We start from the raw sequence: 24,447 nt of genomic DNA on the forward strand, positions 1-24,447 counted from the left end.
TTATTCTCGTTTCTTCTTCAGATTATTAATCTGCTGACTAAACTCATCAAGTGATGTGTTTGCGATTTGTTCCTTTGACAACTTACCCTTTTCCTCAAAGATAACACTTATGTACTCATCCAGAGCTTGTTGAGTAGGATTTTTGTCTATTGTTTTATTGACAATAGAATAGATTTTATTTATTTCATCAAAAGTAAAATCCTCGTTTAGAGAAGTTAATGGCTCATAACCACCCTCAATTCTGTTAACAAAATAACCATATAGCTTTTTGTTAAAATCTGTGACAAATGAATCATTAGGCACTCTTGAATAAATATACTGTTCAACCTCAGGATGATTAACCATATATGATAATAACATTTCTTCGGCAATAGTTGCCCTTGGCTTATCCTTATGTTGCAAGTTTATTTTGTCTTCTCTGCCTGAAAGATTAGTTCTGATTTTTCTAAATTCTTCTTTTCTATTGCTATATTTAATTTTACTTCTAACTCTCTTTAGAGAATTAGAAATTGACTCTGTATGAACACCTGTTTCATCAGCTAACTTAGAGCTGTAAACATCTCGTTCTACATCATCATCTATTTTAGCAATTATATTAATTGCTTCATTGACATATTTAACTCTTTGGTCTGCCAGTTTTAGGTCATATTTTTTTCTTACTTTTGATAGCTGATACTCAACATCATTAAAGCTACCATTCACCAAATTATAGAAAGCAGCACCACCATTATCACCATGTTTTCTGATAAATTCATCAGGGTCTTTACCATCAGGAACTGTAAGGACTCTTATGTTAAGTCCTGTTCTTCTGAGAATTCCAATGGCTCTTTGGGTTGCTTTTTGACCTGCTTCATCGGCATCATAACAAATGATAACATCATCGGCATAACGCTTCATAACAGATGCTTGTTGACTGGTTAATGCAGTACCTAAGGTAGCAACTGCGTTCTGAAAACCGGCTTGATTTACTGCAATAACATCCATATAACCCTCACACAAAATAAGGGTTCTGTCCTGATTTTTCTTAGCATTATTAAGTGAAAATAAATTATTACTTTTACTAAATACAGGTGTATCGCTTGTGTTAAGGTACTTAGGCTTTTGGTCAGTCATAATTCTACCACCAAAGGCAATCACATTTCCCCTTACATCTATAATAGGAAACATAACTCGGTTATAAAATCTATCGTTTGTACCGTTACCACTTTTGTTCTTGTAAACAAGGTTAGCACTTATAAGTTCGTTATCCTTAAAACCTTTTTTCCTTAGATAATTTGAAAGTGCAAAGTGGTCATTAGGAGCAAAACCTAAACCAAAATGTCTGATAGTTTTGTCAGTTAGTCCTCTGCTATAAAGGTAATCTAAGCCTTCCTTACCTAAAGGACTGTACAGACATCTATGGAAAAATCTTGCAGTTTCTCTATTAGCCTCATAAATTCTTTTCTTAAGGTTTGCCATAGAATCATCATAATTACTTTCTTCCGGCATATTAAGTCCAGCTCTTTCGGCTAAAAATTTAACAGCCTCAATATAATCAAGATTTTCAATCTTCATTATAAAGGTAATTACATCACCACCGGCACCACAACCAAAGCAATAAAAAGAATTATTTTCGGTATAAATATTAAAAGATGGTGTTTTTTCGCCATGAAAAGGACAAAGTCCTACCATATTCCTACCCTTACGCTTTAGAGAAATATAATTTGATGCAAGTTCCGTAAGGTCACTACGCATTTTTAGTTCTTGCAAAAAGCTTTCCGGTAATGGCAAAATAACACTCCTTTCAATAGTTGTAAAACCTACACTATTATATACAACAAAATTTATATTATTCCTTTATTTTTTCAAAATTTTTAAAAATATTTTTGAAAAAACAGATTTTATTAGAAAAATATGTTGTTACATAGGAAAATAATCTTCATTAACAACTTCTACTTCTATCTTTCCATTTGTTGCATCAGCAAGTTTTTTGTTAAAAAATCCAAGTTCATTTATTGGAATATGAAAACTGATAATAACATTTTCCAGAAAATTTGAGTCATCAATAATACCACCACACTCCGGAATAAGTCCGGAAAGTTTTCCGTAAAAATCGTAACTCAAAGTAACAGAACAATTATAGCATTTTTCCATACGAAGAATCTTGGAGGCATCAAGAGCAATCTTTGCACCATGGCTATATGCTCTGACCAGTCCACCTGCACCAAGCATAATACCACCAAAATAACGGGTAACAACTATTACGGTATTTACCACATTATTTTTGTTAAGCACATCAAGGACAGGTACACCGGCAGTACCCTGAGGTTCTCCGTCATCAGAATAACGCTTAATAAAATCATTCTTTAAGCTATATGCATAAACATTATGAGTAGCATCATAATGTTTCTTACGCTTTTCGTTAATAAAATCAATAGCTTCCTGTTCTGTTGAAATCGGTTTACAATAGCCTATAAAACGGCTGTGCTTCTCAACAAACTCAGCTTGATTTTCTTCTTTTGTAGTATAATAAAAATCTTCCATAACAATTAAAAAAACAGGCGGTACACTAAATGTACCGCCTCAACAATTACAAAATTATTTCATACCAAAACGCTTCTTAAATCTATCAACACGTCCGCCGGTATCAACGAGCTTCTGCTTACCTGTAAAGAAAGGATGGCACTTTGAACAAATTTCAACTCTGATATTTTCCTTTGTTGAACCTGTTTCGATTACATTACCACAAGCACAAGTAATTGTTGTCTGCTTATAATCTGGATGGATACTTTCCTTCATTTCATTTCACCTCTTTCGCTGAAACCGTAAATAACAGTTTAGATTATACAACATAAATCCTGAAAATGCAAGTGTTTTTTCAAAAAAATTTTAACTTTCTAAATAATCAATTAAAGTATTGAAATTTAGACCAAGTTTTCTGGCTAAAAGAGAATTGTTTTTGCCAACATATCTCCACAAAGTATAGTCAGAGTCCATTGCAGTTACCTGCTCATTTTCTTTAGTATATCTTTGGATAAAGCCATACTCTGCACCGTACTTAATTAACCATTGATAAGCCTTAGTTTTGTTGAAAGTACTTCTCTTTTCGCTATCAAACTCAACAGAAAGACCAAGTTGTCTTTCACTATTGCCACTATCTGCAATTCTTCTATTGGCAATTGACTCGGCTTTTGTTTGGGTATATTTACCAGTGTTAAGCAAAGTGTTTACATATCCACTATAGAGAGTATGTTGGTCATCATATGAAACATAACCTCTTCTAATCTTCAGGTCAATACCATCTTTTTTAGCAGCATTTACCATTTTGTCTAGTGAATCGTAAATCATTGTGCTAACCTTTACACCACCAAAATCTTTTGTTGTTGGTACATAGTTTCTTTCCAATGGGTCAGCAACACTAACAATTTTGTATAAAGTCTTTTGTTGTTCCTTTGAGATATAGTCATCGTTGGACTTTACCACAGTTTCCTCACCTTTTGATGAGGAAACATAGGCATAGTAACTTAGGAATGAACCTAAGGCTAAAATCACAACCATAACGATAGGTAAAACATAGAACAAAATATTAATTGCATTTCCCTTTTTCCTAGGGGTATTATCTCCATAAACATAGTGTTTATCTTTTCCGGTATAAAAGCCTTCCGGCTTTGTACTGCCACCATGTCTTCCTTTGGATTTATCTTGCAAGATTTTCACCTCGTAAAATTATTACTTAATTTCTTTAGAATTGATTTCTTCAAGTGCATCTGTTAAGAACTTTTCAACACTCATTGAACCAAGGTCACCTTGTTTACGATGACGAACAGAAATACAGTTGTTTTCAATATCCTTGTCACCAACAAGAATCATATAAGGAATCTTCTCTAACTGTGCTGAACGAATCTTGTAACCAATCTTTTCTGAACGGTCATCAACTTCGCATCTGATACCCTTAGCTTCTAGCTGTTTCTTAACTTCATAAATGTAGTCAAGATGTCTGTCGGCAATTGGTAAAAGTTTTACCTGAACAGGTGCTAACCATAGTGGGAATGCACCGGCATATTTTTCGATTAATAGTGCTAATGTTCTTTCGTAGCAACCTACTGATGTACGGTGAATGATATAAGGGTTCTTCTTCTGACCATCCTTATCAACATATTCCATACCAAACTTTTCAGCTAGGAACTGGTCAATCTGGATTGTGATTAGAGTATCTTCCTTACCAAATACATTCTTAATCTGTACATCTAGCTTTGGACCATAGAAAGCAGCTTCGCCCTTACCTACTGAATAAGAAATTTCCAGGTCATCAAGAATCTTCTTCATAACGCCCTGTGCTTCATCCCAATCTTCAGCAGTACCAATATACTTTTCTGTATTTTCAGGATCCCACTGTGAGAAACGATAAGAAACATCTTCATATAGACCTAGTGTCTTCAGTGTATATTTAACTAAATCTAGGCACTGAGCAAATTCATCTTCAAGCTGGTCAGGTGTACACATTAAGTGACCTTCTGAAATTGTGAACTGTCTTACACGAATAAGGCCATGCATTTCGCCTGATGCTTCATTTCTAAATAGAGTTGAAGTTTCTGACAATCTCATTGGTAGGTCACGATATGAACGCTGTCTGTTTAGGAAAACTTGATACTGGAAAGGACAAGTCATTGGTCGAAGTGCAAATACTTCATCATCTTTTTCTTCATCACCAAGTACAAACATACCGTCTTTGTAATGATCCCAGTGACCTGAGATTTTATATAGATCAGACTTAGCCATTAAAGGTGTCTTTGTTAACTGCCAACCACGCTTTGCTTCTTCATCTTCAATCCATCTCTGTAAAATCTGAACAATCTTTGCACCCTTAGGTAGAAGTACAGGTAAACCCTGACCGATACAATCAACTGTTGTAAATAGTTCAAGTTCACGACCTAGCTTATTGTGGTCTCTTGACTTTGCTTCTTCCATCATTTCCAGGTATTCGTCAAGCATTGATGCCTTAGGGAAAGCAATACCATAAACTCTGCATAGCTGATGGTTGTTGGAATCACCTCTCCAATAAGCACCAGTACAGTTTGTTAAAGCAACAGCCTTTAGAACTGATACATCCATTAGGTGAGGACCTGCACATAGGTCAACAAATTCATCCTGCTGATAGAAAGAAATAGGTTCGTTCTTATCGGCATGTTCCTTACAAAGTTCTACCTTATAAGGTTCATTCATTTCTTCTAACTTTTTGATTGCATCCTGAGGAGAAAGTTCAAACTTTTCAAGTTTGATTTTACTCTTAACAATCTTCTTCATTTCTGCAGTAATCTTGTCTAGGTCTTCCTGTGAGAATGGCTTTTCTACATCAAAGTCATAGTAGAAACCTGTATCAATTGCAGGACCGATTGCACACTTTGCATTTGGGTAAAGTCTTTTAACTGCTTGAGCAAGTACATGAGAAGCAGTATGCCAAAATGCTTTCTTGCCATCCGGATCATCAAAAGTTAAAAAGTCTAAAGTACAATCATTATTAATTGGGGTACGAAGGTCATAAACCTCACCATCTATCTTACAAGCACAAACTTGCTTAAAAAAGCCTCCTCCGAAACCTTTTACAATTTCGTATGGTGTTGTGCCATTTTCAAATTTCTTAACGTCATTTCTTAGTTTTACACTAACCATATTGATTTCTCCTTTGTATAAAAATAAAAGTCCCAATATTCTATAAAAGAATATTGGGACGATATAAACTAAATCGTGGTTCCACCCAAGTTCGGTATAAAAACCCTCATTTACCTTTAACGGAGTTAACCGGTATGTCATTTCCTACATACACTCAAAGGTAGTAACTAAAAGCTCCTAAATATTTTGCCTTACAGCTAATAAGCAAAACTCTCTTGATTCGGTGGCTGATAATCGTGTCCTTCTCAACGCTTTAAATTTATATTATCACTTTAATTTTCTATTGTCAATTACTATTTTTAATTTTCTTCATCTTCCGGAGATAAATCTTTATCATTTTTACCGGAAGTGATTTCCAGAATAAGTCTATCAACATTAGAAATTTTTTCTTCTGTTGTAAATCCCTTGTCGTTTTCATCACTACCTGATACTACAGGATAGTCCTCAACATACTTACCATAGGTTGCACCTGTTGGGAAATACCCACTATCTTTGGTATCAATAGACTGAAAACTACTGTCGTGAGTGATGTATAGATTACCGTTCTTACGCTCTTTAGCTTGGAGTTTCTCAAAGCTTTTTAGCTTTTGATTACGGATTTCTTCATTAAGTTCAAGGATTTCTTCCTGTGACTCAATAATTCTAACTTCATCTTTATTTTTACTATACTTTGAGATTTCTAACATAAAAGCTACTGCATACAAAGCAAATAAAGTTAACTCACAAGCTTTGATGATTTCCATATAATAACCACTTGTATAACCGTTAAGAATCAGTTTTGTCACAATTTGAACATCATATGTTACAAGTACTGAAACTAAAGGAATACCAAAAAGAACAATCTCTTTCACATAATTTTTTTGGTTTAACATTGAAATTATTGAAGTAGCTGAAAGTAAATACAGTGACAAGAAAAGATAGATAAACAAATCAAGTACATCTGTCATTACAACTGAGCTTGCACTGTTCTCTGTTAAAGCAGTAAACAATTTTACAACGCACCATAAAGGTACTGTTAACATTAACAGTGAAACAGTTGATGGTGGTTTTTTGCCACTAATATGAGTCCAGCTAAGTAAGAATAAGCCAAAAGCTGCAACACAAGAAAGGATAATATTTAAAAGTGTAGTTGAAGTATAATTCTTGTAAATTAAGATTGACGGCAAGTAACAACAAACATCAACTATAAGTGCTACTGCTGAAAATAAACACATTGAACCTGCAAATGTATTCTTCTTATAATTATATACAGAAGCAGTCTTTTTATCAGTAACAGACATAATAAACAAAATAATAAATTGAACAAAAACAAGTCCTATTGTAACATATGATGCAATTATATTGTCATTGCCAAAAATACTGTTTCCGGTTTGTTCTGTATAAATTTGATACACTTTAGTTATTAACATTAACAAAATTGTAGGTATTAATGTAAACCACATCTTCTTATACTTCATAAAAATATCCTTTATAAGTTATTACATATCACGATAATGCTTTACTCTTCTCTTCTTTGACTTTTTCTGTCTGTTATGTTTAACAACAACAAATAGATAAATTGCAAATAGGATTACAACAATAATTGCTGCAATAATAAAGTAGATTGAAGTAAATACATTTTTCAAAATATCAAGCACATAAAGAAGGGTACTTCTCTCTACTGTTTCATCAGCTACAAGGTTAAAGGTAGAAACCTTTTCACCTTTATAATAAACTGATGCTTTACCTACATAGTCACCTTCTTTAATAGGTGCATCTATTGAGTCAGGAACATCTGTTTTGATAGTAATTTCTTTATCCTTAACACTGCTTGGTAGAAGAATATTGAAGTCATCTTCTGCACTTAACTGAATAGAATTTTTATTCCAAGACAAATCTACCTTTTCTTCACATACAGGAGTTTCTCTTGAAACAATTTCTTTAAGTTCAATATTTTGGAATGCCCAACGGAACAAAGCTGCTGCATCTTCCATATTATAATATTCATCAATACCTTGTTCTTCGTTATATGGTGCTTTCATAAGAACTGCCATATAACTATAACCATCAGCTACTGCCTGAGTAACTAAGCAACGACCTGCCTGATCGGTTGTACCTGTCTTGATACCCTTGGCATACTGATAATAATACTCAGTAGTTGAGTCAATTAGGTGGTTAGTTGATGAATAATATGTATCACCGATTGTATAGGAAATTGTATTTGTAATATCTGAGAATTCAGGTAGCATAAGTGCATAACTTGCAATCTTATATATATCTTCGGCAGTTGTATAGTGGTTAGGGTCATGTAGACCATGAGGGTTTACAAAATGAGTGTTCTTACACTTAAGTTCCTTAGCCTTATCATTCATCATCTGAACAAAGTGAGTAACACCACCTTCACCACCAACATAGTCAGCAAGTACAAGGGCTGCATCATTACCGGAAGAAATCATCAGACACTTTAGTAACTGTTCAATAGTAAAGGACTTACCTATATTATCGGAAACGGCAGACTGTGAACTACCTGTACCTTCCAGTGGCTTTAGGACACTTTCCTTAATCTTAACCTTCTGAGTAAAGTCACTTACATTTTCGGCAACTACTACATAAGTCATAATCTTTGTTAGAGACGCAGGGTATCTCTTTACATCAGCATTCTTACTATATACTGTAACACCTGTATCTAGGTTTACAAGCAAAACTGTTTCTGACTTTGTCTTTACATTACAACCAAAATCAAAGTTAGAAATAGTTGCCGAGTCCTTATTAATATTAGAAGAAGTTGTTGCACTTACCGGTAAAGCAAGTGATGAACACAAAACGAATGTAACTAAAATTACTGAAATTATTGAAAAAATTCTTTTTTTCATAGAAAAAATACCTCTTATATGTTAATATATCATATATACTATACTACAAAACTGATTTACTTTCAATCAAAATTTTAAATTTTAGGTGATACTTTTTGATTTACATAACCGGAGATAAGCATGGAGATATTTCTTTCTTTAAAAGAAAAGAAATAAAAAAGCTAAAAAAGAATGATTACTTAATAATTACAGGTGACTTTGGTTTCTTCTGGAACAACAGTAGGCAAGAAATTGAAAATCTGAAATTTTTAATGAGACAACCATATAAAATACTTTTTGTTGACGGTACTCACGAAAATTTTAATATGATAGAAAAGTACCCTATCGTAAAATTTGGTGGTGCCAAAGCTAGAAAAATTGCACACAACATTTATCATTTATTGAGAGGTCAAGTATATATTATAGAAAAGAAAGGCATCTTCACCTTTGGTGGTGGAGTTAGCAGAGATTTGCAAAAAATGCTTGACATTAATATGTGGTTCGAAAGGGAAATGCCTAGCAAGGAAGAATTTATTGAAGGTGCAAAACAACTTAATAAATTTGGTGGTAAGTTGGATTACATTATTACTCACGAACCACCTACTCAAATTAAAGGTATTATTAATCCGGACTTGGAACCTAATGCAGTTAATATTTACCTTGAACAAATTGCAGAACAAGTTACCTTTGACAAATGGTTCTTTGGATATGCACATATTGACGAAGAAGTCAGACCAAATTATTTTGGTGTGTTTAATGAACTTCTACCGGTTAATAAAAAAGAAAAACCCAGAGTTTTTTAATTAAAAACATTATGTATAAATAAAACTGCTTGAACAAATCAAGCAGTTTTTTCTTTTATAGAAATATATTAATTTAAACTTTCTCCACCTACTCTGCCAAAGAGTTGGTTAATTTCGGCCTTGATGCCTTTATATTCATCTTCACTTAGGTCACTTGATTTTTTAAGAATTTCTTCAGCACACATTTGTGCCTCATTTAAATCTTCCATATTGCCTAAATCGGCAATTTTCATTTCAGGTAAACCATGTTGTTTCTCACCAAAAAAGTCCCCGGGCCCTCTAAGTTTCAAGTCCTCATCAGCAATTTCAAAACCGTTTGAAGTGCGTTTCATAGTTTCAAGTCTTTTAATAGTATCGTGAGTTGTATTGTCGGAAACTAAGATACAATAGCTTTTTTCACTGCCTCTACCTACTCTGCCTCTTAACTGATGAAGTTGAGAAAGACCAAACCTTTCAGCATTTTCTATCATAATAATATTTGCATTTGGCACATCAACACCAACTTCAATTACTGTTGTGGAAACTAGGACTTGAATTTTGTTATCCTTAAAGTCATTCATAACCTTTTCTTTATGGGCAGGTTTCATTTTACCATGAATAAGACCTACATTTATATTTTGAAAGTCAGTATGATTTCTCAAAGTTTCTGCATACATTTCTGCTGAATGTAGGTTAAGCATTTGGTTTTCGCTTTCATCTACCAAAGGACAAACAATATAGCATTGATGACCTACTTCAACATTTTTCTTAATAAAGCCCAATGCTCTTGTTCGCTTTTTACCGTCAATCAGTAAGGTATCAATCACTTGTCTTCCGGGTGGTAATTCATCAATTATAGAAATATCAAGGTCACCGTAGATAATAAGTCCCAAAGTTCTTGGAATAGGTGTTGCACTCATTACCATTAAGTGTGGGTGATTTCCCTTTGAAAGCAAAGTTGATCTTTGACCTACACCGAATCTATGTTGTTCATCGGTTATTGCAAGTGCTAAAGACTTAAACTCAGTATCTTTTGTTAACAATGCATGAGTACCTATAATAAGGTTAGTTTCTCCCGAAGCAAGTTTTTCCCTTGCTATTTTTTTATTTTTAGGAGTTAATGAACCTGTTAGTAAATCTACATTAATGTCGGTATTTTCCAGTAATTTTGAAATACTTTCGAAATGCTGTTGAGCTAGAATTTCTGTTGGTACCATAAATGCTACTTGGTAGCCATTCTTGATAACACTATATGCTACTGCTGAGGCAACTGCAGTTTTACCTGAACCAACATCACCTTGAACAAGTCTATTCATTGGTGAGCGTTTGTTTATCATATCATTTAGACAATCATCAATAGTTCTTTTCTGTGCATTTGTTAGTTTAAACGGCAACATACTTAAGAATTCATCAGTATAATTCTTTTGGAGAACAATACCATTTTCTTCTTTAGTATTACTTTTTAGGAATTTTAGGCCTAATATCAAAACTAAAAGTTCCTCAAAAACAAGTCTTCTTCTTGAAGTATAAAGTTCGTCACTATCAAGAGGAAAATGAATTTTCCTAATTGCATAGTCAAGGCTCTGCAAGTTATATTTATCCCTTATCCATTGAGGTAATGGGTCGTTTACCTTTTTAGGTAGAAGGTCTAGGGCATTCTTCACTGCATCGGTGACAATTCGGTTATTAAGTCCGGCAGTTAAGGGATAAATAGGGTGAATTGAAGTGCCGTCACTGACCTTTGCAAATGTTGGTGCAATCATCTGTAATCCTGATTTAGCCTGAGTTATTTTTCCGAAAAAGAAATATTCTTCATTTTGCTTTATCATTTGGCTAATGTATTTATTATTAAAGTAAAGCAAAGTTACTGCACCACTATCATCATAAGCCATTGCCTTACAAATCATTTTGCCACTACCACGAGCAAAACCAACTTTGAAAGCAGTTCCTACAGTTGCCCTAATACACACATTAATACCGATTTCAGCCTCTTTGATAGGAGTAGGACTGCTCCAATCCTCATAGTTACGAGGATAATATCTAATTAAGTCACCAACAGAATATACAGAAAGGTTGTGAAAAAGTTCTGCTCTCTTCTCTCCTATTCCCTTAAGGCATTCAATTTTCTTTTTAAATAGACTTGCCATATTATACCTCATAAAATCTTATAAACAAAAAAGGCAGGAAAAATCCTGCCCTTTTAAAACTTCTAAATTAATATTCTACACCCATAATGTAGTAATATACCGGCTGGTCACCCTTGATTAGTGAAATATCAATGTTGCTACCGTACTTTTCAAGCAATGCTTCATAAGCCTCGTTAGCTTCTTCCTCTGTAATATCTTCACCGTAAATCAAAGTAACAAATGATGCACCCTTTTTGATAACTTCTTTTGCTAGTTTTAGAAGAGCTTTCTGAGAAGACTTTTCACAAACACAAAGTTTGCCGTCCTTAAGACCGATAATCTCTCCTTCTTTAATCTTCTTACCACCAAATTCGCTATCTCTGGCAGCAAATGTAATCTGTCCGGTTACAACATTCTTAACTGACTCAGACATAACTTCTAGGTTTTCTTCAACTGTAGAATCTTCATCATAGTTGATAAGAGCAGTTAAACCTTGAGAAATTGTCTTTGACTGAATTACATAAACTTCTCTGTCATTTACCATATCAACAGCTTGCTCTGCTGCCATAATGATATTCTTGTTATTTGGAAGTACAACAACTACCTTTGCAGGTGTTGCCATAATTGCATCATAAATATCATCAGTTGATGGGTTCATACTCTGACCACCTGAAACAATGTGGTTACAACCCATATCTGTAAATAGTTCAGAAAGACCTTCACCGGCTGCAACTGATACAAAACCGATTTCTTCTGTTGGTTCAGCCTTTTGTAGCTTAGGTGCTTTTTCTTCTGTAGCACCGGCATTCTTGTGCTGTTCTTTCATATTTTCAACTTTAACAGTTAGTAGCTGACCGTATTTTAGACCTTTTTGTAGTGCCATACCAGGGTTATCAGTATGAACATGAACCTTAATGATTTCTTCATCATCAACAACTACAACACAGTCACCGATTGACATTAAATATTCCTTTAGGTCTTGTGGGTCTGCTAAACACTCAGCATCTCTGCCAACAATAAACTCTGTACAATAAGTAAAGTTAATTACTTCATCAAACTGAGCTGCTGCACTTTCAAAGTTATCTGTTTTAGCTTCTGTTTCTTCTTCAAATGGGATAATCTCATCATCAGCAATTACAGAAAGCATACCCTGGAAGATAACTAACAAACCTTTACCACCGGCATCAACAACACCTGCTTTTTTAAGTACAGGTAAGAACTTTGGTGTTAGTTCAAGAGCTTCTTCTGCTGCTCTGACTACTTCTGTCCAAACGATTGTAGCATTGCCTGTTTCTGTAATAATGTTCATACCGGCTTCATAAGCCATTCTTGCAACAGTAAGGATTGTACCTTCTGCCGGTTTAGTAACAGCCTTATAAGCCTCATCAACACCAATACCTAAAGCATCAACTAAATCCTCACCATTAGCCTTTTCCTTATCCTTAAGACCTTTTGCAAAACCTCTAAAGATAATTGAAAGGATAACACCTGAGTTACCTCTGGCGTTACGAAGCATAAAGGAAGCAGTCTTGGATGCTACTTCTGAAATAGGAGCATCTTCTATCTTCTTAAGTTCCTTAGCTGCTGCAGAAATTGTCATTGACATATTTGTACCTGTATCACCGTCCGGTACAGGGAAAATATTTAAGTCATTTAGTGCTTGTTTTTGAGCACATATATTATTTGCACCTGAAATGATGGCATCTCTAAATACGTTACCTGTTATCATCTCATCACATCCTATCCTTAACGATAATTAAATTCTTAACCATTATAACACAAAAAAAGGACTTGTACAAGACAAGCCCTTAAAATAATTGTATAAAATTTCAGCTTTTTAAATAGAAAATGTTTCCAGTTGTTTTGTTATTTCATAGTTATTCAACACTTTGTTGTTATTTTATCGCTTTTTCTACTAAAAAACTCATTGCTGTGCGTTCTTCACCATTGATTTCTACATTTGTAAATGATGGTACGCATACAATGTCACATTCTTCATTTAGATATGACCTTGCAACTGCAATTGACTTTACTGCTTGGTTAGTAGCACCGGCACCTACTGCCTGAATTTCTACCTGTCCCTCTTCACGAATAACTCCGGCTATTGCACCTGCAACAGAATTTGTTACTGATTTTGAAGATACTTTTAGTGTTTCCATAATTCTTTTTCCTCCAACAAAAAAATGTTTAGTTATATTATAACTTATTAGCGTGGCAATTTCAAGAGCTTTATTACATATTTTGGTATTAATTATCTTATTTCAATTCTCTCGATATCTTTTGTTACTGCTGTTTTGTCATCAATATCAAAGATAACACAATCCATTTTACAGTCACCATCTGCATAATCAAATCTTTCCGGTAGTTTATTTCTCAGTTTACTGATAATAATTTCCGGTTTAACACCAAGTACAGAATTAATAGGACCTGTCATACCTACATCAGTTATATAACCTGTGCCATTTGGTAAAATTTCTTCATCAGCAGTTTGTACATGAGTATGTGTGCCAAATACAGCTGTAACCTTACCGTCTAGGTAATAGCCCATTGCTCTCTTTTCACCTGTTGCCTCAGCATGAAAATCAACAATCTTGATTTTGCAATCATCTAATTCTTCCAGAACTTTATCCATTGTTCTAAATGGACAATCAAGAATATTATCCATAAATGAATTACCCATAACATTAGCTACACCAACAGTAAATCTACCCATATCATATTTACAGTAACCTACTCCCGGAGTTGTACTGTTTGGAAAATTTGCAGGTCTGATGATATATGGCTTTTCATCAAGATAAGAATAAAATTCTTTTCTTCTAAATGTATGGTTACCAAGTGTAATAATATCTGCACCACTTGTAAAAATATGGTCAGCAGAAGTAGGTGTAATACCATTACCGTCACTTGCATTTTCACCATTACATATAGTTAAATCTATTGACTTAATTTTCTTTAAAGAAGGAAGTTTCTTCCTTAGAAACTCACAACCGTTTTTTCCAACAACATCGCCAATACATAAAATTCTCATATATACACACTTTCTATATTTATATAGGTGAATTATTTTCAACCTTAAATTTATAAAGATATTATAACACACTTCATTTGCATAAAAAAGTAGTATTTTAATTTCCCACAATTATTGGTGACTGTACACATAAATTCTCTGTAACTTGATAATCACAATCTATATAGTAATAATCTTTATCTTGACGGTAGGTGTATTTACATTTTTCAATATTTTTGTTGTGGAAATAAAATTTTTCTTCTAACTTTGCAAGTTTGTTCAGTTGCTTTTTATATTCTTTTACAGAAATATTCTTCTTTTCTAACTTATAAATATATTCTTCTGTTAATGAAAAAGGCAAAACAATATCATTTGTATAACCGTAATAAGTTTTTTTAGTAGATTTATAGGTATGGTACTTTATATGATTAAAGTCTATAGGAAATGAAAACCATAGTAAATTACATCTTTTTCTCTTCATCATTTCATCAGTTTCACAGAGAAATTCACTTTTCTTTTTTATCTTATATGTTCTTTCATAATGAGTTCTACCAATAATTTCACCTACTGAATGTACAAGTGTAGTTGTGGTTTCTGTATTTTCTTCACTTTCACCATTTACAACTACACCGCTAACCAGCATTTGTCCCTTTACTACTGCTGAACCTACTTTAACCATTGGTGTACCTTTTAGAACACTTGACTTTACTACTACTGCATCTCTCCTGCATTTTAAGTTTGATGGCTGATTATTTTTTAAAACTTTATTTGGTACTTTATATTTTTCTTTCACTTCTACTTCAGCTTTACAGCCCGTTAGGTTAATTGAAATCCATCTTAATTCAGGCAGTTGCTTTACCACTTTTCTTTCAATGTCCTTTAAATTCAAATTTTCTTTATACACACCGTTACGAATTCCAACATCATTTAGAACATTTAAGATTTTAGTAGTTGGTACATTGTTGTTACCGTTTACAGTTGTTACCCAAATAAATTTACTTAAAGTAAAGGTTATTAAAAGAAATATTATTGCACCAATGAAAATACCTTTCCTTGCTTTATACTTCTTAATTATAAATGGTAAACCTACTTTCTTCTTTATCCTTGTTTTTATGCCTGTTTTATATAAAGATTTTTTTAGTCTTTTATACTCTCTGACATTAACAGAAAAAGAAATACCGTCTTTGCAAGGAACAATATTCCAATATGTATAACCTTGACGGTTAAGAATGTTAATTAATCTTTCTGTAAATTTTCCTCTGGCAATATAAGTAACATAGCCACGAACATAACGAATTAACTTTACCAGCATTTACTCACCTACAATATAAATTCTATTTTTAGCACAGTACCTTCTATTACTAAAGCTGAAGAAGAAAGATATTTTAACTTTAGACTTCTTCCGTTAACTGATATAACCATTGACTTTGTATTTACCTTAATATTTTCACTTTCATATTTTAAAACACCTGTACAACCCTCAATTGTGATTTCTCTATTACCTGTCATTTCTATTAACGGTATGTTTGAAGTTAAATCTGTTGGGAAAAATCTTTCAAAATCTTTCTTCATCAAGTCACCTCTTTCACTTATTTTTACGAAAGTAAAGTTATATTTATGACTAATTGCATATATATTAAAAGTGAAGACTTTTATTAATTTTAAGAAAAACTTAATATTTCTGTTTTCTTTAGGCACAATAATCATTCTCCTAACATTTACTAGTACATATAAAGAAAGTGTTATTGAAGGTATTGATGTATGTTGTAATGTACTTTTGCCTTCTTTATTTCCATTTTTCTTTCTTAGTTCATTTGTTATATACACAAATTGCTTTCAGCCTATTGCAAAGCATTTAGGTTTTGTCAGTAAAATTTTCGGTGTATCTAAAAATGGACTTATAGCTATTCTTTTATGTTTAGTAGGTGGTTTTCCTGTGGGTGGAAAAGCTATTGCTACTTTATACTCTGAAAACAAAATTACTGAAAGTGAGGCTAAAATTTTAAGCTATTGCTTAGTTGGTGCAGGTCCCGGTTTTTTAGTTACATTTGTTGGAGAAAATTTGTTTTGCAACAAAACACTTGGTATTTATCTGTTATTTGCAAATTATCTTAGTGTTCTTTTAATTACATTTTTAAACTGCAAAATACTGAATAAACGGTCTAAAAAGCCCTATATATATAATAGTATAGAGAAAAGCAGTGATTATAGCCTTGGAGAAAGCATTGTAAATGCTACAGAAAGCAGTATTAAGTCATCACTTTCAATGTGTGGTTTCGTGATAATTTTTATTGTTTCAAACAATTTACTTAAACTTTTGCCTATACATACCGAACTGATTTCTATTATTTTAGAAATAACAAGTGGTGTTATTAATTGCAATCATATTTTATCAATAGAAGGTGTTGCCTTTTTCATTGGATTTGGTGGAATATGTGTTCACTTTCAGATTTTTGGAATTATAAAAGATATTCATATTAACAAAGTGTTTTTCTTTTTAATGAGAGTTTTACAAGGTTTAATTTCTTATGTAGTAATGTTTATTCTCTTAAAAGTTTTTCCTATATCGGCAGAAACCTTTGAAAGTATAAACAAAGAAACTACTGTAACGGTTTCTTCTACTATATGGGGAAGTTTTGCCCTTATATTTCTTTCATTAATATTCTTAGTGTCAATAAATCATAAAAACAATCAGGAGGTTAATTTATGTGCGGAATAGCAGGATGGTTTGACAAAAACATTGACTTTAGTGAAAAGAAGGAGGTTATCGGCAAAGTATCACAATCATTAATACCTAGAGGACCTGATGAGAATGGTGCTTACATTACAAATGACATTGCCCTTATACATAGGCGACTTGTAGTTATTGACAGAGAAAACGGAACTCAACCTATGACTGTACAACACAAAGACAGAAAATATACTATTGTATATAATGGTGAGTTATATAATACTGAAGAAGTCAGAACTAAACTTATCGCAAAAGGCTTTAAGTTTAGAGGAAGAAGTGACACAGAGGTTGTACTAAAATCCTACATTCAATGGGGAAAGAAATGTGTTGAAAAGTTAAATGGTATTTTTGCCTTTGGTATTTATGAAATGAAAAGCAAGGAACTTTTCATTTGTAGAGACAGAATCGGTGTAAAACCTTTGTTCTATCATCAATACAAAGGTGGCTTAATTTTTGCTTCGGAAATAAAATCTATTCTTGCTACCGGTATGGTAAAACCTACTGTTGATGAACAAGGTTTAATGGAAGTTTTCTTTATGGGACCTGCAAGAACACCGGGAGTTGGTATATTTAAGGATATTAATGAACTGTGTCCCGGTGAAATGGCTCTATACAAAAACGGAAAGCTACACAAAGAATTTTACTTTAAGCTAAAAGCAAAAGAACATACAGATGATTTACAAACTACTATTGAGAAAACAAGATACTTACTAACAGACTCAATTAAAAGACAGTTAATTTCCGATATGCCGGTATGTTTCTTCTTATCGGGTGGACTTGACAGTTCAATAATTTCTAAAGTTGCATCAATGTACTACAGAGAAAAGAACAGAGGCAGAATACACACCTTCTCTGTTGAGTATGAAGAAAATGATAAATACTTTAAGAAAAGTTTATTTCAACCTAACAGAGATGCTGACTATATTAAAATGATGGTTAAGGATACTCATAGTGTTCATAATGAAGTTATCCTAAATCATCCTCAACTTGCTGATGCACTTTATGATGCTACTGTTGCAAGAGATTTACCGGGTATGGCTGATATTGATTCTTCCCTACTGCTGTTCTGTAAAAAGATAAAACAAGAATATACAGTTGCACTTTCAGGTGAATGTGCCGATGAACTTTTTGGTGGATACCCATGGTATCACAACAAAAATATTTTATTTGAACAATGTTTCCCTTGGTCAAAAGACCAAACTATAAGAAGAAAAATTCTAAAGTCCGGCTTATTAAAAGATGGTGAAGAATATGTGCACGAAAGATACTATCAAACCTGTAGAAGAACCGAAAAGCTAAGAAGTGACACAAAAGTATCTGCAAGAATGAGAGAAATGTTTATGTTGAACTTTTACTTCTTTATGCAATGCCTACTTGATAGAAAAGACAGAATGAGTATGTACTCAGGTCTTGAAGTTAGAGTTCCATTCTGTGATTATAGAATTGTTGAATATGCTTACAATATGCCTTGGGAAATGAAAGCCTACGATGGCAGAGAAAAAGGTATTGTAAGAAAAGCATTTGAGGACATATTACCTAATGAAATATGTTGGAGAAAGAAAAGTCCTTATCCTAAAACTCACAATCCTATATATATGGAAATTGTCAGTAAAAAGGTTCAAGAAATTTTACAAAACAAAACAAGTGCATTATCCACTTTACTTAACAGAGATGGCATCAAGGATATTATGGATAATCCTGATAAGATAGAAACACCATGGTACGGTCAATTAATGAGAGCACCACAGATTATGGCTTATATTATTGAACTTGATGAATGGTTTAAAACATACAATGTTGAAATAGACATATAGAGATGAAAGCAGAGTTTTTGTAACTCTGCTTTTTTATGATTTATTTTGCACTTTTGATTTTCATATTGGTTACAAATCAATCACAATTAATCACTATTCGTTGAAATATCAACTTTGATATGTTATAATATCGTGTACGGTAAGGAGATAATAGTAATCATGAAAAAGATATTATTCATTTATAACCCTGTATCAGGTAAAGGTGCAATAAGGTCAAAGCTTTCTTATATTGTAGAAAATCTATCAACTATGGGTGTAGTAACAGTTATGCCTACTAAAGCAAAAGGCGATGCTACTATATTTGTAGTTGAAAATATGGATAATTTCGATACTATCATTTGTTCCGGTGGTGACGGTACACTTAATGAAGTTACTACAGGATATATGAAAGTAGAAAAGGAAAGAAGAAAACCTTGTGGTTATATTCCTGCTGGTACAGTTAACGACTTTGCAACTTCACTTGGCATTTCTAAAAATGTTAACAAATGTATTGACCAAATTTTGGATAGTAGTATCTTCCCTTATGATATTGGAGAATTCGGTGACAGATACTTTAACTATATTGCAGGTTTTGGTGCATTTACTGAGGTTGCTTACTCAACATCACAAAGTGTTAAAAATATGCTAGGCAAAACAGCTTATATTCTTGAGGGTATTAAAAGTCTTACAAAAATTAAAAGTGCTAATGTAAAAATTATTACAGAAAATAAAACTGTTGAAGGTAATTATATTTTCGGTATGATTTGCAATACTTTTTCTGTAGGTGGATTACTTAAAATCGACAGAGATGATGTTTCTCTTGATGACGGTAAATTTGAAGCTATCTTTGTAAAGAAACCTAAGAACCCTATTGAATTTCAAGAAACACTTAACGACACATTAAGTGGTAAGCTAAACAGTAAACACTTTGAATATTTTAGAAGTAGCAACTTTAAAATTATTAGTGAAGAACCACTTAACTGGACACTTGACGGTGAATTTGGTGGCAAAACCGATAATGTGGAAATTCATAATCATGAAAGAGCTATTGAATTTTTACGACCAAATAAAGGGTGATTAAAATCAAAAGAGAACAATTTTTAAAATGTATTAACACAATAAAAAACAATAATGCTCTGTACAAAGTAGTAAAATTCATTTACAAGTTTGTACCGTTTTCAATTTTTCTAGGCTATCCTATTCTATTATGCTACCTTTTATTTACTAAAGATATAAGGATTATCAAGGTTATTGTAATTCCTCTGGTTACATTTATTGGTGTAACTATAATGAGATTATTAATTAACAGAACAAGACCATATGAAAAATATAACTACACACCTGTGTTTCCAAAAGACACCAAAGGAAAAAGTTTTCCTTCTCGTCATGCAGCAAGTGCTTTTATACTTTCATATGCTTTTCTGTACATTAATCCGGTACTTGGAATTATCTCACTGAGTATATCTTTAGTAATGGCATCATTAAGACCACTTTGTGGTGTACACTATATTAGTGATGTTGTTGCAGGTATATTGATTAGTTCTGTTATCGGAATATTGTTTTTCTTTATATTCTGATTTATGAAATTAGAAAAATTAAACTAAGGGCGATGAATTTTTCATCGCCTTTCTTTATTATTAAATGTAAATTGTGCATAATACTTTTGTGCAAAATTTACATAAACAAGACTAAAAAATTCTATAAAAAATCAAAAATATGACGCTTTTTGATTGAAATAATGCGTTTATTTGAAGTAATTTGAAAGAAAATGAAAAATATATCAAGAAAATGCATAATTTCTATTGACAAGCTAATATTTTTATGTATAATTTAAACCATAGAAGGTGATTGAATGTTGACACAAGAAAGATTTAACACAATTCTAAATTTACTAGAAAAAAAAGGAGCTGTTACAGTTCAAGAATTATCAGAAGTTTTAGGTACTTCTGAATCAACAGTCAGACGAGATTTAAACACACTTAATGAACAAGGAAAACTTGAAAAGGTTCATGGTGGTGCCACATTAAAGAAATCTGACGATGGATTTGTAAACACCGAGGATGACTTTGTTACAAAGTCACATCTTCATTCTCAGGAAAAAGAGAACATAGCTAAGTACGCAGCATCCCTTATAAAAGATGATGATTTTGTTTACCTTGATGCCGGTACTACAACAGAAAAACTAATTAAGTATTTGCCTGAAAATATCAAAGCAACATTTGTTACTAACGGTATTGTTCATGCAAAAAGCTTAGTTAGAAAAGGACTTAGAGCATTTGTTATTGGTGGAGAATTAAAACTGATTACAGAAGCTATCATTGGCGTTACTGCTATTGAAGAACTTAACCGATATAACTTCTCAAAATGTTTCCTTGGTACTAACGGTATCTCTAAGGCAAACGGTTTTACTACACCTGACATTGATGAAGCAATGATAAAAAACAAAGCTCACGAAAAAAGCTATGTTACTTATATTCTTGCAGACCATAGTAAATTTAACAGAGTGTTTTCTGTTTCTTTTGGAGAGATGTCAAATTCTTGCATCATTACAGACAAACTTACAGATAATAGCTACAAAGACTTAGCTGTAATTAAGGAGGTAGATGGATGATTTACACAGTTACCTTTAACCCTGCAATTGACTATGTTGTTGAGTTAGTTAGTTTTAACATTGGAGAAATTAACCGTACTACAAGAGAATATATGAACCTTGGTGGTAAGGGTGTTAATGTTTCCAGAGTTCTAACAAACCTAGAAGTTCCAAATGTTGCTCTTGGTTTTGTTGCCGGTTTTACCGGTGATGCACTTAGAAACGGACTAGAAAGAATGGGTGTTAAAACCGACTTCATCAGCCTTAAAGAGGGTAACACAAGAATCAATGTAAACATTAAAGGTGTTGAAGAAACCGATATTAATGCCAGAGGACCGGAAATTCCAAACTCTGCAATTGATGAACTATTTAAAAAGCTTGATAATCTCCAGTCAGGCGACACACTTGTACTTGCCGGTTCAATCCCAACCTCTCTCCCAAATGATATGTATGAGAGAATTATGGAAAGACTATATGGCAAGGGCATAAGATTTGTTGTTGATGCTACTCGTGATTTACTTGTTAAGTCACTAAAGTATGAACCATTTCTAATCAAGCCAAATAATCACGAACTTGGTGAAATCTTTGGACTTGAACTTACAACAGACAATGAAATTATCTACTATGCCAGAGAGTTAAAGAAACAAGGTGCAAAGAATGTACTTATTTCTATGGCAGGTGACGGTGCTATTCTTGTTGATGAAAATGATGTGGCACACAAGATTGGTACACCAAAAGGTAAGGTCAAGAACTCTGTTGGTGCCGGTGACTCAATGGTTGCCGGATTCTGTGCCGGATACCTAGAAAAAGGTGACTACAAATATGCTTTAAGAATGGGTACTGCTGCCGGTAGTGCTTCAGCCTTTTCAGAAAGTCTGGCTACAAAACAGGAAGTAATAGATTTACTCAATAAAATCTAAATTTATAAACAGGAGGTAAAATTATGAGGATCGTTGATTTACTCAAAAAGGATTGTATTGAACTTGGTGTTAAGCTAAATTCAAAATCTGAAGCAATTGACAAACTAGTAGATTTGCACAACAAAGCCGGTAATCTTGTTGATGCAAAGGTCTACAAAGAAGGAATTTTGGCAAGAGAAGCCGGAGGAACTACAGCTATTGGTGACGGAATTGCAATTCCACACGCAAAGAGTGAAGCTGTTAAAGAACCTGCTCTTGCAGTAGTAACTGTACCGGATGGTGTTGATTATGAGGCTATGGACGGTAAGCCTTCTAATCTAATCTTTATGATTGCAGCACCAAATGACGGTGATGTACATCTTGAAGTTTTAGCTAGACTAATGACAATGCTAATGGACGCTGACTTTAAGAACAAGTTGCTCAACGCTCCAAATAAAGACGCTTTTCTAAAAGCAATTGATGAATTTGAAAAAGTAAAATACCCTGACGAACCTGCTAAAAAGGAACAGAAAGACGGTTACAGAATTCTTGCAGTAACTGCTTGTCCTACAGGTATCGCCCACACTTATATGGCAGCTGAAGCTCTTGAAAAAGCCGGTAAAGAAATGGGTATTCCTCTAAAGGCAGAAACTAACGGCTCAGCTGGTGCTAAGAACATTCTTACAAAGAAAGAAATTGAAGAATGTGACGGTATCATTGTTGCTGCCGATAAGAATGTTGAAATGGCTCGTTTTGACGGTAAGCCTGTTATTTCAACTAAGGTTGCTGACGGTATTCACAAGCCAAAGGAACTTATCGAAAAAATCGAAAGTGGTCAAGTTCCTATTTACCATCATCATGGTGGAGCTGCTGCTTCAAGTGATGAAATTGAAGGTGAAAGCTTTGGTAGAAAGCTTTATAAACACCTAATGAACGGTGTTTCACATATGCTACCATTCGTTGTAGCCGGTGGTCTATTTATTGCAATTGCATTCTTAATTGATACAATCTGCGGTTATGGTGGTTCAGGTAGTGGTAACTTTGGTACAATGACTCCTGCATCTGCTTTCTTAAAGACAATCGGTGGTGTTGCATTTAACCTAATGGTTCCAATCCTAGCCGGTTTCATTGCAATGAGTATTGCTGACAGACCGGGTTTGTTAGTTGGTTTAGTAGGTGGTTTCCTAGCAACTAGTGGTGCAACTTTTGCTAACCCTGGTGCTTTAACCGGTGATGCAGCTGTTGAAGCAGGTGTTGCTGCTGCAGTTCCTTCAGGATTCTTAGGTGGCTTACTTGCCGGTTTTGTAGGTGGTTGGATTATGCTAATGATTGAAAAGGCATGTGACAAACTACCTCATTCACTTGAAGGTATTAAACCTGTTCTTATTTATCCACTACTAGGTTTAGGTGCTATTGCAGTTATTATGTGTGCAGTTAACCCAATCATGGGCTGGATTAACACAAGTATGACAAATGCTCTAACAGCAATGAGCAAAACAGAAGGCTTAATGGTTCCTCTATGTGCATTACTTGCAGGTATGATGTCTATTGATATGGGTGGTCCTTTCAACAAAGCTGCTTATGTATTTGCAACAGGTATGCTTTCAACAGGTACAGATGCTTCTTATATGATTATGGCTGCTGTAATGATTGGTGGTATGGTACCTCCTATTGCTATTGCTCTATCAACAACATTTAACAAAAACAGATGGACAGCTGAAGAAAGAAAGAACGGTACTGTAAACTATATTATGGGTCTATCATTCATTTCAGAAGGTGCTATTCCTTATGCTGCAGGTCACCCTCTACAGGTTATTCCTGCTTGTATCGTAGGTTCAGCTAGTGCCGGTGCATTATCTGCTCTATTCGGTTGTAAGTTAATGGCTCCTCACGGTGGTATTTTCGTATTTGCTACAATGTCAGGTACATGGTACTGGTACATTCTTGCCCTAGCAGTTGGTTCATTTATTTCAATGATTCTACTTGCTCTATTTATGAAGAAGAAATCTAAGTAATTAAAATATAATCACAATTTAATA

General features: G+C 33.6%; 21 protein-coding genes. 8 read left to right on the top strand and 13 right to left on the bottom strand.

Annotated elements, in window-relative coordinates:
- The 7 genes from dnaG to WMO18_RS01090 all read right to left on the bottom strand — a co-directional run bounded on the left by dnaG (nucleotide 1) and on the right by WMO18_RS01090 (nucleotide 8,501).
- Entirely contained in the window at nucleotides 1–1,770 is a 1,770-nt protein-coding gene (gene dnaG, locus WMO18_RS01060; protein WP_022505623.1) for a DNA primase, read from the bottom strand.
- 129 nt (nucleotides 1,771–1,899) lie between these two features.
- The gene (locus WMO18_RS01065) at nucleotides 1,900–2,523 is read right to left on the bottom strand and encodes a YigZ family protein (RefSeq protein WP_138156002.1); all 624 of its coding nucleotides are present in this window, start codon (nucleotides 2,521–2,523) and stop codon (nucleotides 1,900–1,902) included.
- 54 nt (nucleotides 2,524–2,577) lie between these two features.
- Nucleotides 2,578–2,778: a 50S ribosomal protein L31 gene (rpmE, locus tag WMO18_RS01070; RefSeq protein WP_022506307.1), complete on the bottom strand. Its 201-nt coding sequence runs from the start codon at nucleotides 2,776–2,778 to the stop codon at nucleotides 2,578–2,580.
- 90 nt (nucleotides 2,779–2,868) lie between these two features.
- On the bottom strand, nucleotides 2,869–3,696 hold the full coding sequence (locus tag WMO18_RS01075; RefSeq protein ID WP_367286233.1) for a M15 family metallopeptidase: 828 nt from the start codon (nucleotides 3,694–3,696) through the stop codon (nucleotides 2,869–2,871).
- Between the two features lie 12 nt (nucleotides 3,697–3,708).
- Nucleotides 3,709–5,649, bottom strand: a complete 1,941-nt coding sequence (thrS, locus tag WMO18_RS01080; protein WP_367286234.1) for a threonine--tRNA ligase — start codon at nucleotides 5,647–5,649, stop codon at nucleotides 3,709–3,711.
- A 299-nt stretch (nucleotides 5,650–5,948) separates the two neighbouring features.
- Nucleotides 5,949–7,106 carry a hypothetical protein gene (locus tag WMO18_RS01085; protein WP_367286235.1) on the bottom strand — a complete coding sequence of 386 codons (1,158 nt, stop codon included), beginning with the start codon at nucleotides 7,104–7,106 and terminating at the stop codon, nucleotides 5,949–5,951.
- A gap of 21 nt (nucleotides 7,107–7,127) precedes the next feature.
- Entirely contained in the window at nucleotides 7,128–8,501 is a 1,374-nt protein-coding gene (locus WMO18_RS01090; RefSeq protein ID WP_211147585.1) for a D-alanyl-D-alanine carboxypeptidase family protein, read from the bottom strand.
- Nucleotides 8,502–8,596: 95 nt separating this feature from the next.
- On the opposite strand from WMO18_RS01090, the gene WMO18_RS01095 reads away from it, so the two are divergent.
- A complete protein-coding gene (locus tag WMO18_RS01095; RefSeq protein ID WP_211147586.1) occupies nucleotides 8,597–9,283 on the top strand; it encodes a metallophosphoesterase in 687 nt (228 codons plus the stop codon).
- A gap of 68 nt (nucleotides 9,284–9,351) precedes the next feature.
- On the opposite strand, the gene recG is transcribed toward WMO18_RS01095, so the two are convergent.
- The 6 genes from recG to WMO18_RS01125 all read right to left on the bottom strand — a co-directional run bounded on the left by recG (nucleotide 9,352) and on the right by WMO18_RS01125 (nucleotide 16,222).
- Nucleotides 9,352–11,409 carry an ATP-dependent DNA helicase RecG gene (gene recG, locus WMO18_RS01100; protein ID WP_211147587.1) on the bottom strand — a complete coding sequence of 686 codons (2,058 nt, stop codon included), beginning with the start codon at nucleotides 11,407–11,409 and terminating at the stop codon, nucleotides 9,352–9,354.
- Nucleotides 11,410–11,476: 67 nt separating this feature from the next.
- A complete protein-coding gene (locus WMO18_RS01105) occupies nucleotides 11,477–13,117 on the bottom strand; it encodes a DAK2 domain-containing protein (RefSeq protein ID WP_211147588.1) in 1,641 nt (546 codons plus the stop codon).
- Nucleotides 13,118–13,283: 166 nt separating this feature from the next.
- Entirely contained in the window at nucleotides 13,284–13,547 is a 264-nt protein-coding gene (locus WMO18_RS01110; protein WP_022506299.1) for a stage V sporulation protein S, read from the bottom strand.
- 92 nt (nucleotides 13,548–13,639) lie between these two features.
- Entirely contained in the window at nucleotides 13,640–14,416 is a 777-nt protein-coding gene (locus WMO18_RS01115) for a TIGR00282 family metallophosphoesterase (protein WP_211147589.1), read from the bottom strand.
- A 97-nt stretch (nucleotides 14,417–14,513) separates the two neighbouring features.
- The gene (locus WMO18_RS01120) at nucleotides 14,514–15,707 is read right to left on the bottom strand and encodes a sporulation protein YqfD (RefSeq protein WP_367286236.1); all 1,194 of its coding nucleotides are present in this window, start codon (nucleotides 15,705–15,707) and stop codon (nucleotides 14,514–14,516) included.
- Between the two features lie 8 nt (nucleotides 15,708–15,715).
- Nucleotides 15,716–16,222, bottom strand: a complete 507-nt coding sequence (locus WMO18_RS01125) for a YabP/YqfC family sporulation protein (RefSeq protein WP_367286237.1) — start codon at nucleotides 16,220–16,222, stop codon at nucleotides 15,716–15,718.
- A gap of 109 nt (nucleotides 16,223–16,331) precedes the next feature.
- On the opposite strand from WMO18_RS01125, the gene WMO18_RS01130 reads away from it, so the two are divergent.
- From WMO18_RS01130 to WMO18_RS01160, 7 genes are all read left to right on the top strand, one after another.
- Nucleotides 16,332–17,114, top strand: coding sequence for a hypothetical protein (locus tag WMO18_RS01130; protein WP_211147184.1), 783 nt, complete (start codon nucleotides 16,332–16,334; stop codon nucleotides 17,112–17,114).
- Complete coding sequence (gene asnB / locus WMO18_RS01135) at nucleotides 17,102–18,940, top strand: asparagine synthase (glutamine-hydrolyzing) (RefSeq protein WP_211147185.1); 1,839 nt, start codon at nucleotides 17,102–17,104, stop codon at nucleotides 18,938–18,940. Before WMO18_RS01130 ends, asnB begins: the two co-directional genes overlap by 13 nt.
- Before the next feature lie 159 nt (nucleotides 18,941–19,099).
- The gene (locus WMO18_RS01140) at nucleotides 19,100–19,996 is read left to right on the top strand and encodes a diacylglycerol/lipid kinase family protein (RefSeq protein WP_367286238.1); all 897 of its coding nucleotides are present in this window, start codon (nucleotides 19,100–19,102) and stop codon (nucleotides 19,994–19,996) included.
- Nucleotides 19,993–20,496, top strand: coding sequence for a phosphatase PAP2 family protein (locus WMO18_RS01145; RefSeq protein ID WP_022506291.1), 504 nt, complete (start codon nucleotides 19,993–19,995; stop codon nucleotides 20,494–20,496). Before WMO18_RS01140 ends, WMO18_RS01145 begins: the two co-directional genes overlap by 4 nt.
- A 275-nt stretch (nucleotides 20,497–20,771) precedes the next feature.
- Nucleotides 20,772–21,530: a DeoR/GlpR family DNA-binding transcription regulator gene (locus tag WMO18_RS01150; protein ID WP_022506290.1), complete on the top strand. Its 759-nt coding sequence runs from the start codon at nucleotides 20,772–20,774 to the stop codon at nucleotides 21,528–21,530.
- A complete protein-coding gene (gene pfkB / locus WMO18_RS01155) occupies nucleotides 21,527–22,429 on the top strand; it encodes a 1-phosphofructokinase (RefSeq protein ID WP_022506289.1) in 903 nt (300 codons plus the stop codon). Before WMO18_RS01150 ends, pfkB begins: the two co-directional genes overlap by 4 nt.
- Nucleotides 22,430–22,452: 23 nt before the next feature.
- Nucleotides 22,453–24,423, top strand: coding sequence for a PTS fructose transporter subunit IIABC (locus tag WMO18_RS01160; protein ID WP_022506288.1), 1,971 nt, complete (start codon nucleotides 22,453–22,455; stop codon nucleotides 24,421–24,423).
- The last annotated feature ends 24 nt before the right edge of the window (nucleotides 24,424–24,447 follow it).

Source organism: Ruminococcoides intestinihominis, from assembly GCF_040096285.1.
Classification (GTDB): Bacteria; Bacillota; Clostridia; order Oscillospirales; family Acutalibacteraceae; genus Ruminococcoides; species Ruminococcoides intestinihominis.

Coding starts and splice junctions, on each gene's coding strand:
- WMO18_RS01065 (WP_138156002.1), bottom strand. CDS start 2,523: ATGGAAGATTTTTATTATACTACAAAAGAAGAAAATCAAGCTGAGTTT.
- rpmE (WP_022506307.1), bottom strand. CDS start 2,778: ATGAAGGAAAGTATCCATCCAGATTATAAGCAGACAACAATTACTTGT.
- thrS (WP_367286234.1), bottom strand. CDS start 5,649: ATGGTTAGTGTAAAACTAAGAAATGACGTTAAGAAATTTGAAAATGGC.
- WMO18_RS01085 (WP_367286235.1), bottom strand. CDS start 7,106: ATGAAGTATAAGAAGATGTGGTTTACATTAATACCTACAATTTTGTTA.
- WMO18_RS01090 (WP_211147585.1), bottom strand. CDS start 8,501: ATGAAAAAAAGAATTTTTTCAATAATTTCAGTAATTTTAGTTACATTC.
- recG (WP_211147587.1), bottom strand. CDS start 11,409: ATGGCAAGTCTATTTAAAAAGAAAATTGAATGCCTTAAGGGAATAGGA.
- WMO18_RS01105 (WP_211147588.1), bottom strand. CDS start 13,117: ATGATAACAGGTAACGTATTTAGAGATGCCATCATTTCAGGTGCAAAT.
- WMO18_RS01110 (WP_022506299.1), bottom strand. CDS start 13,547: ATGGAAACACTAAAAGTATCTTCAAAATCAGTAACAAATTCTGTTGCA.
- WMO18_RS01115 (WP_211147589.1), bottom strand. CDS start 14,416: ATGAGAATTTTATGTATTGGCGATGTTGTTGGAAAAAACGGTTGTGAG.
- WMO18_RS01120 (WP_367286236.1), bottom strand. CDS start 15,707: ATGCTGGTAAAGTTAATTCGTTATGTTCGTGGCTATGTTACTTATATT.
- asnB (WP_211147185.1), top strand. CDS start 17,102: ATGTGCGGAATAGCAGGATGGTTTGACAAAAACATTGACTTTAGTGAA.
- WMO18_RS01140 (WP_367286238.1), top strand. CDS start 19,100: ATGAAAAAGATATTATTCATTTATAACCCTGTATCAGGTAAAGGTGCA.
- WMO18_RS01150 (WP_022506290.1), top strand. CDS start 20,772: ATGTTGACACAAGAAAGATTTAACACAATTCTAAATTTACTAGAAAAA.
- pfkB (WP_022506289.1), top strand. CDS start 21,527: ATGATTTACACAGTTACCTTTAACCCTGCAATTGACTATGTTGTTGAG.
- WMO18_RS01160 (WP_022506288.1), top strand. CDS start 22,453: ATGAGGATCGTTGATTTACTCAAAAAGGATTGTATTGAACTTGGTGTT.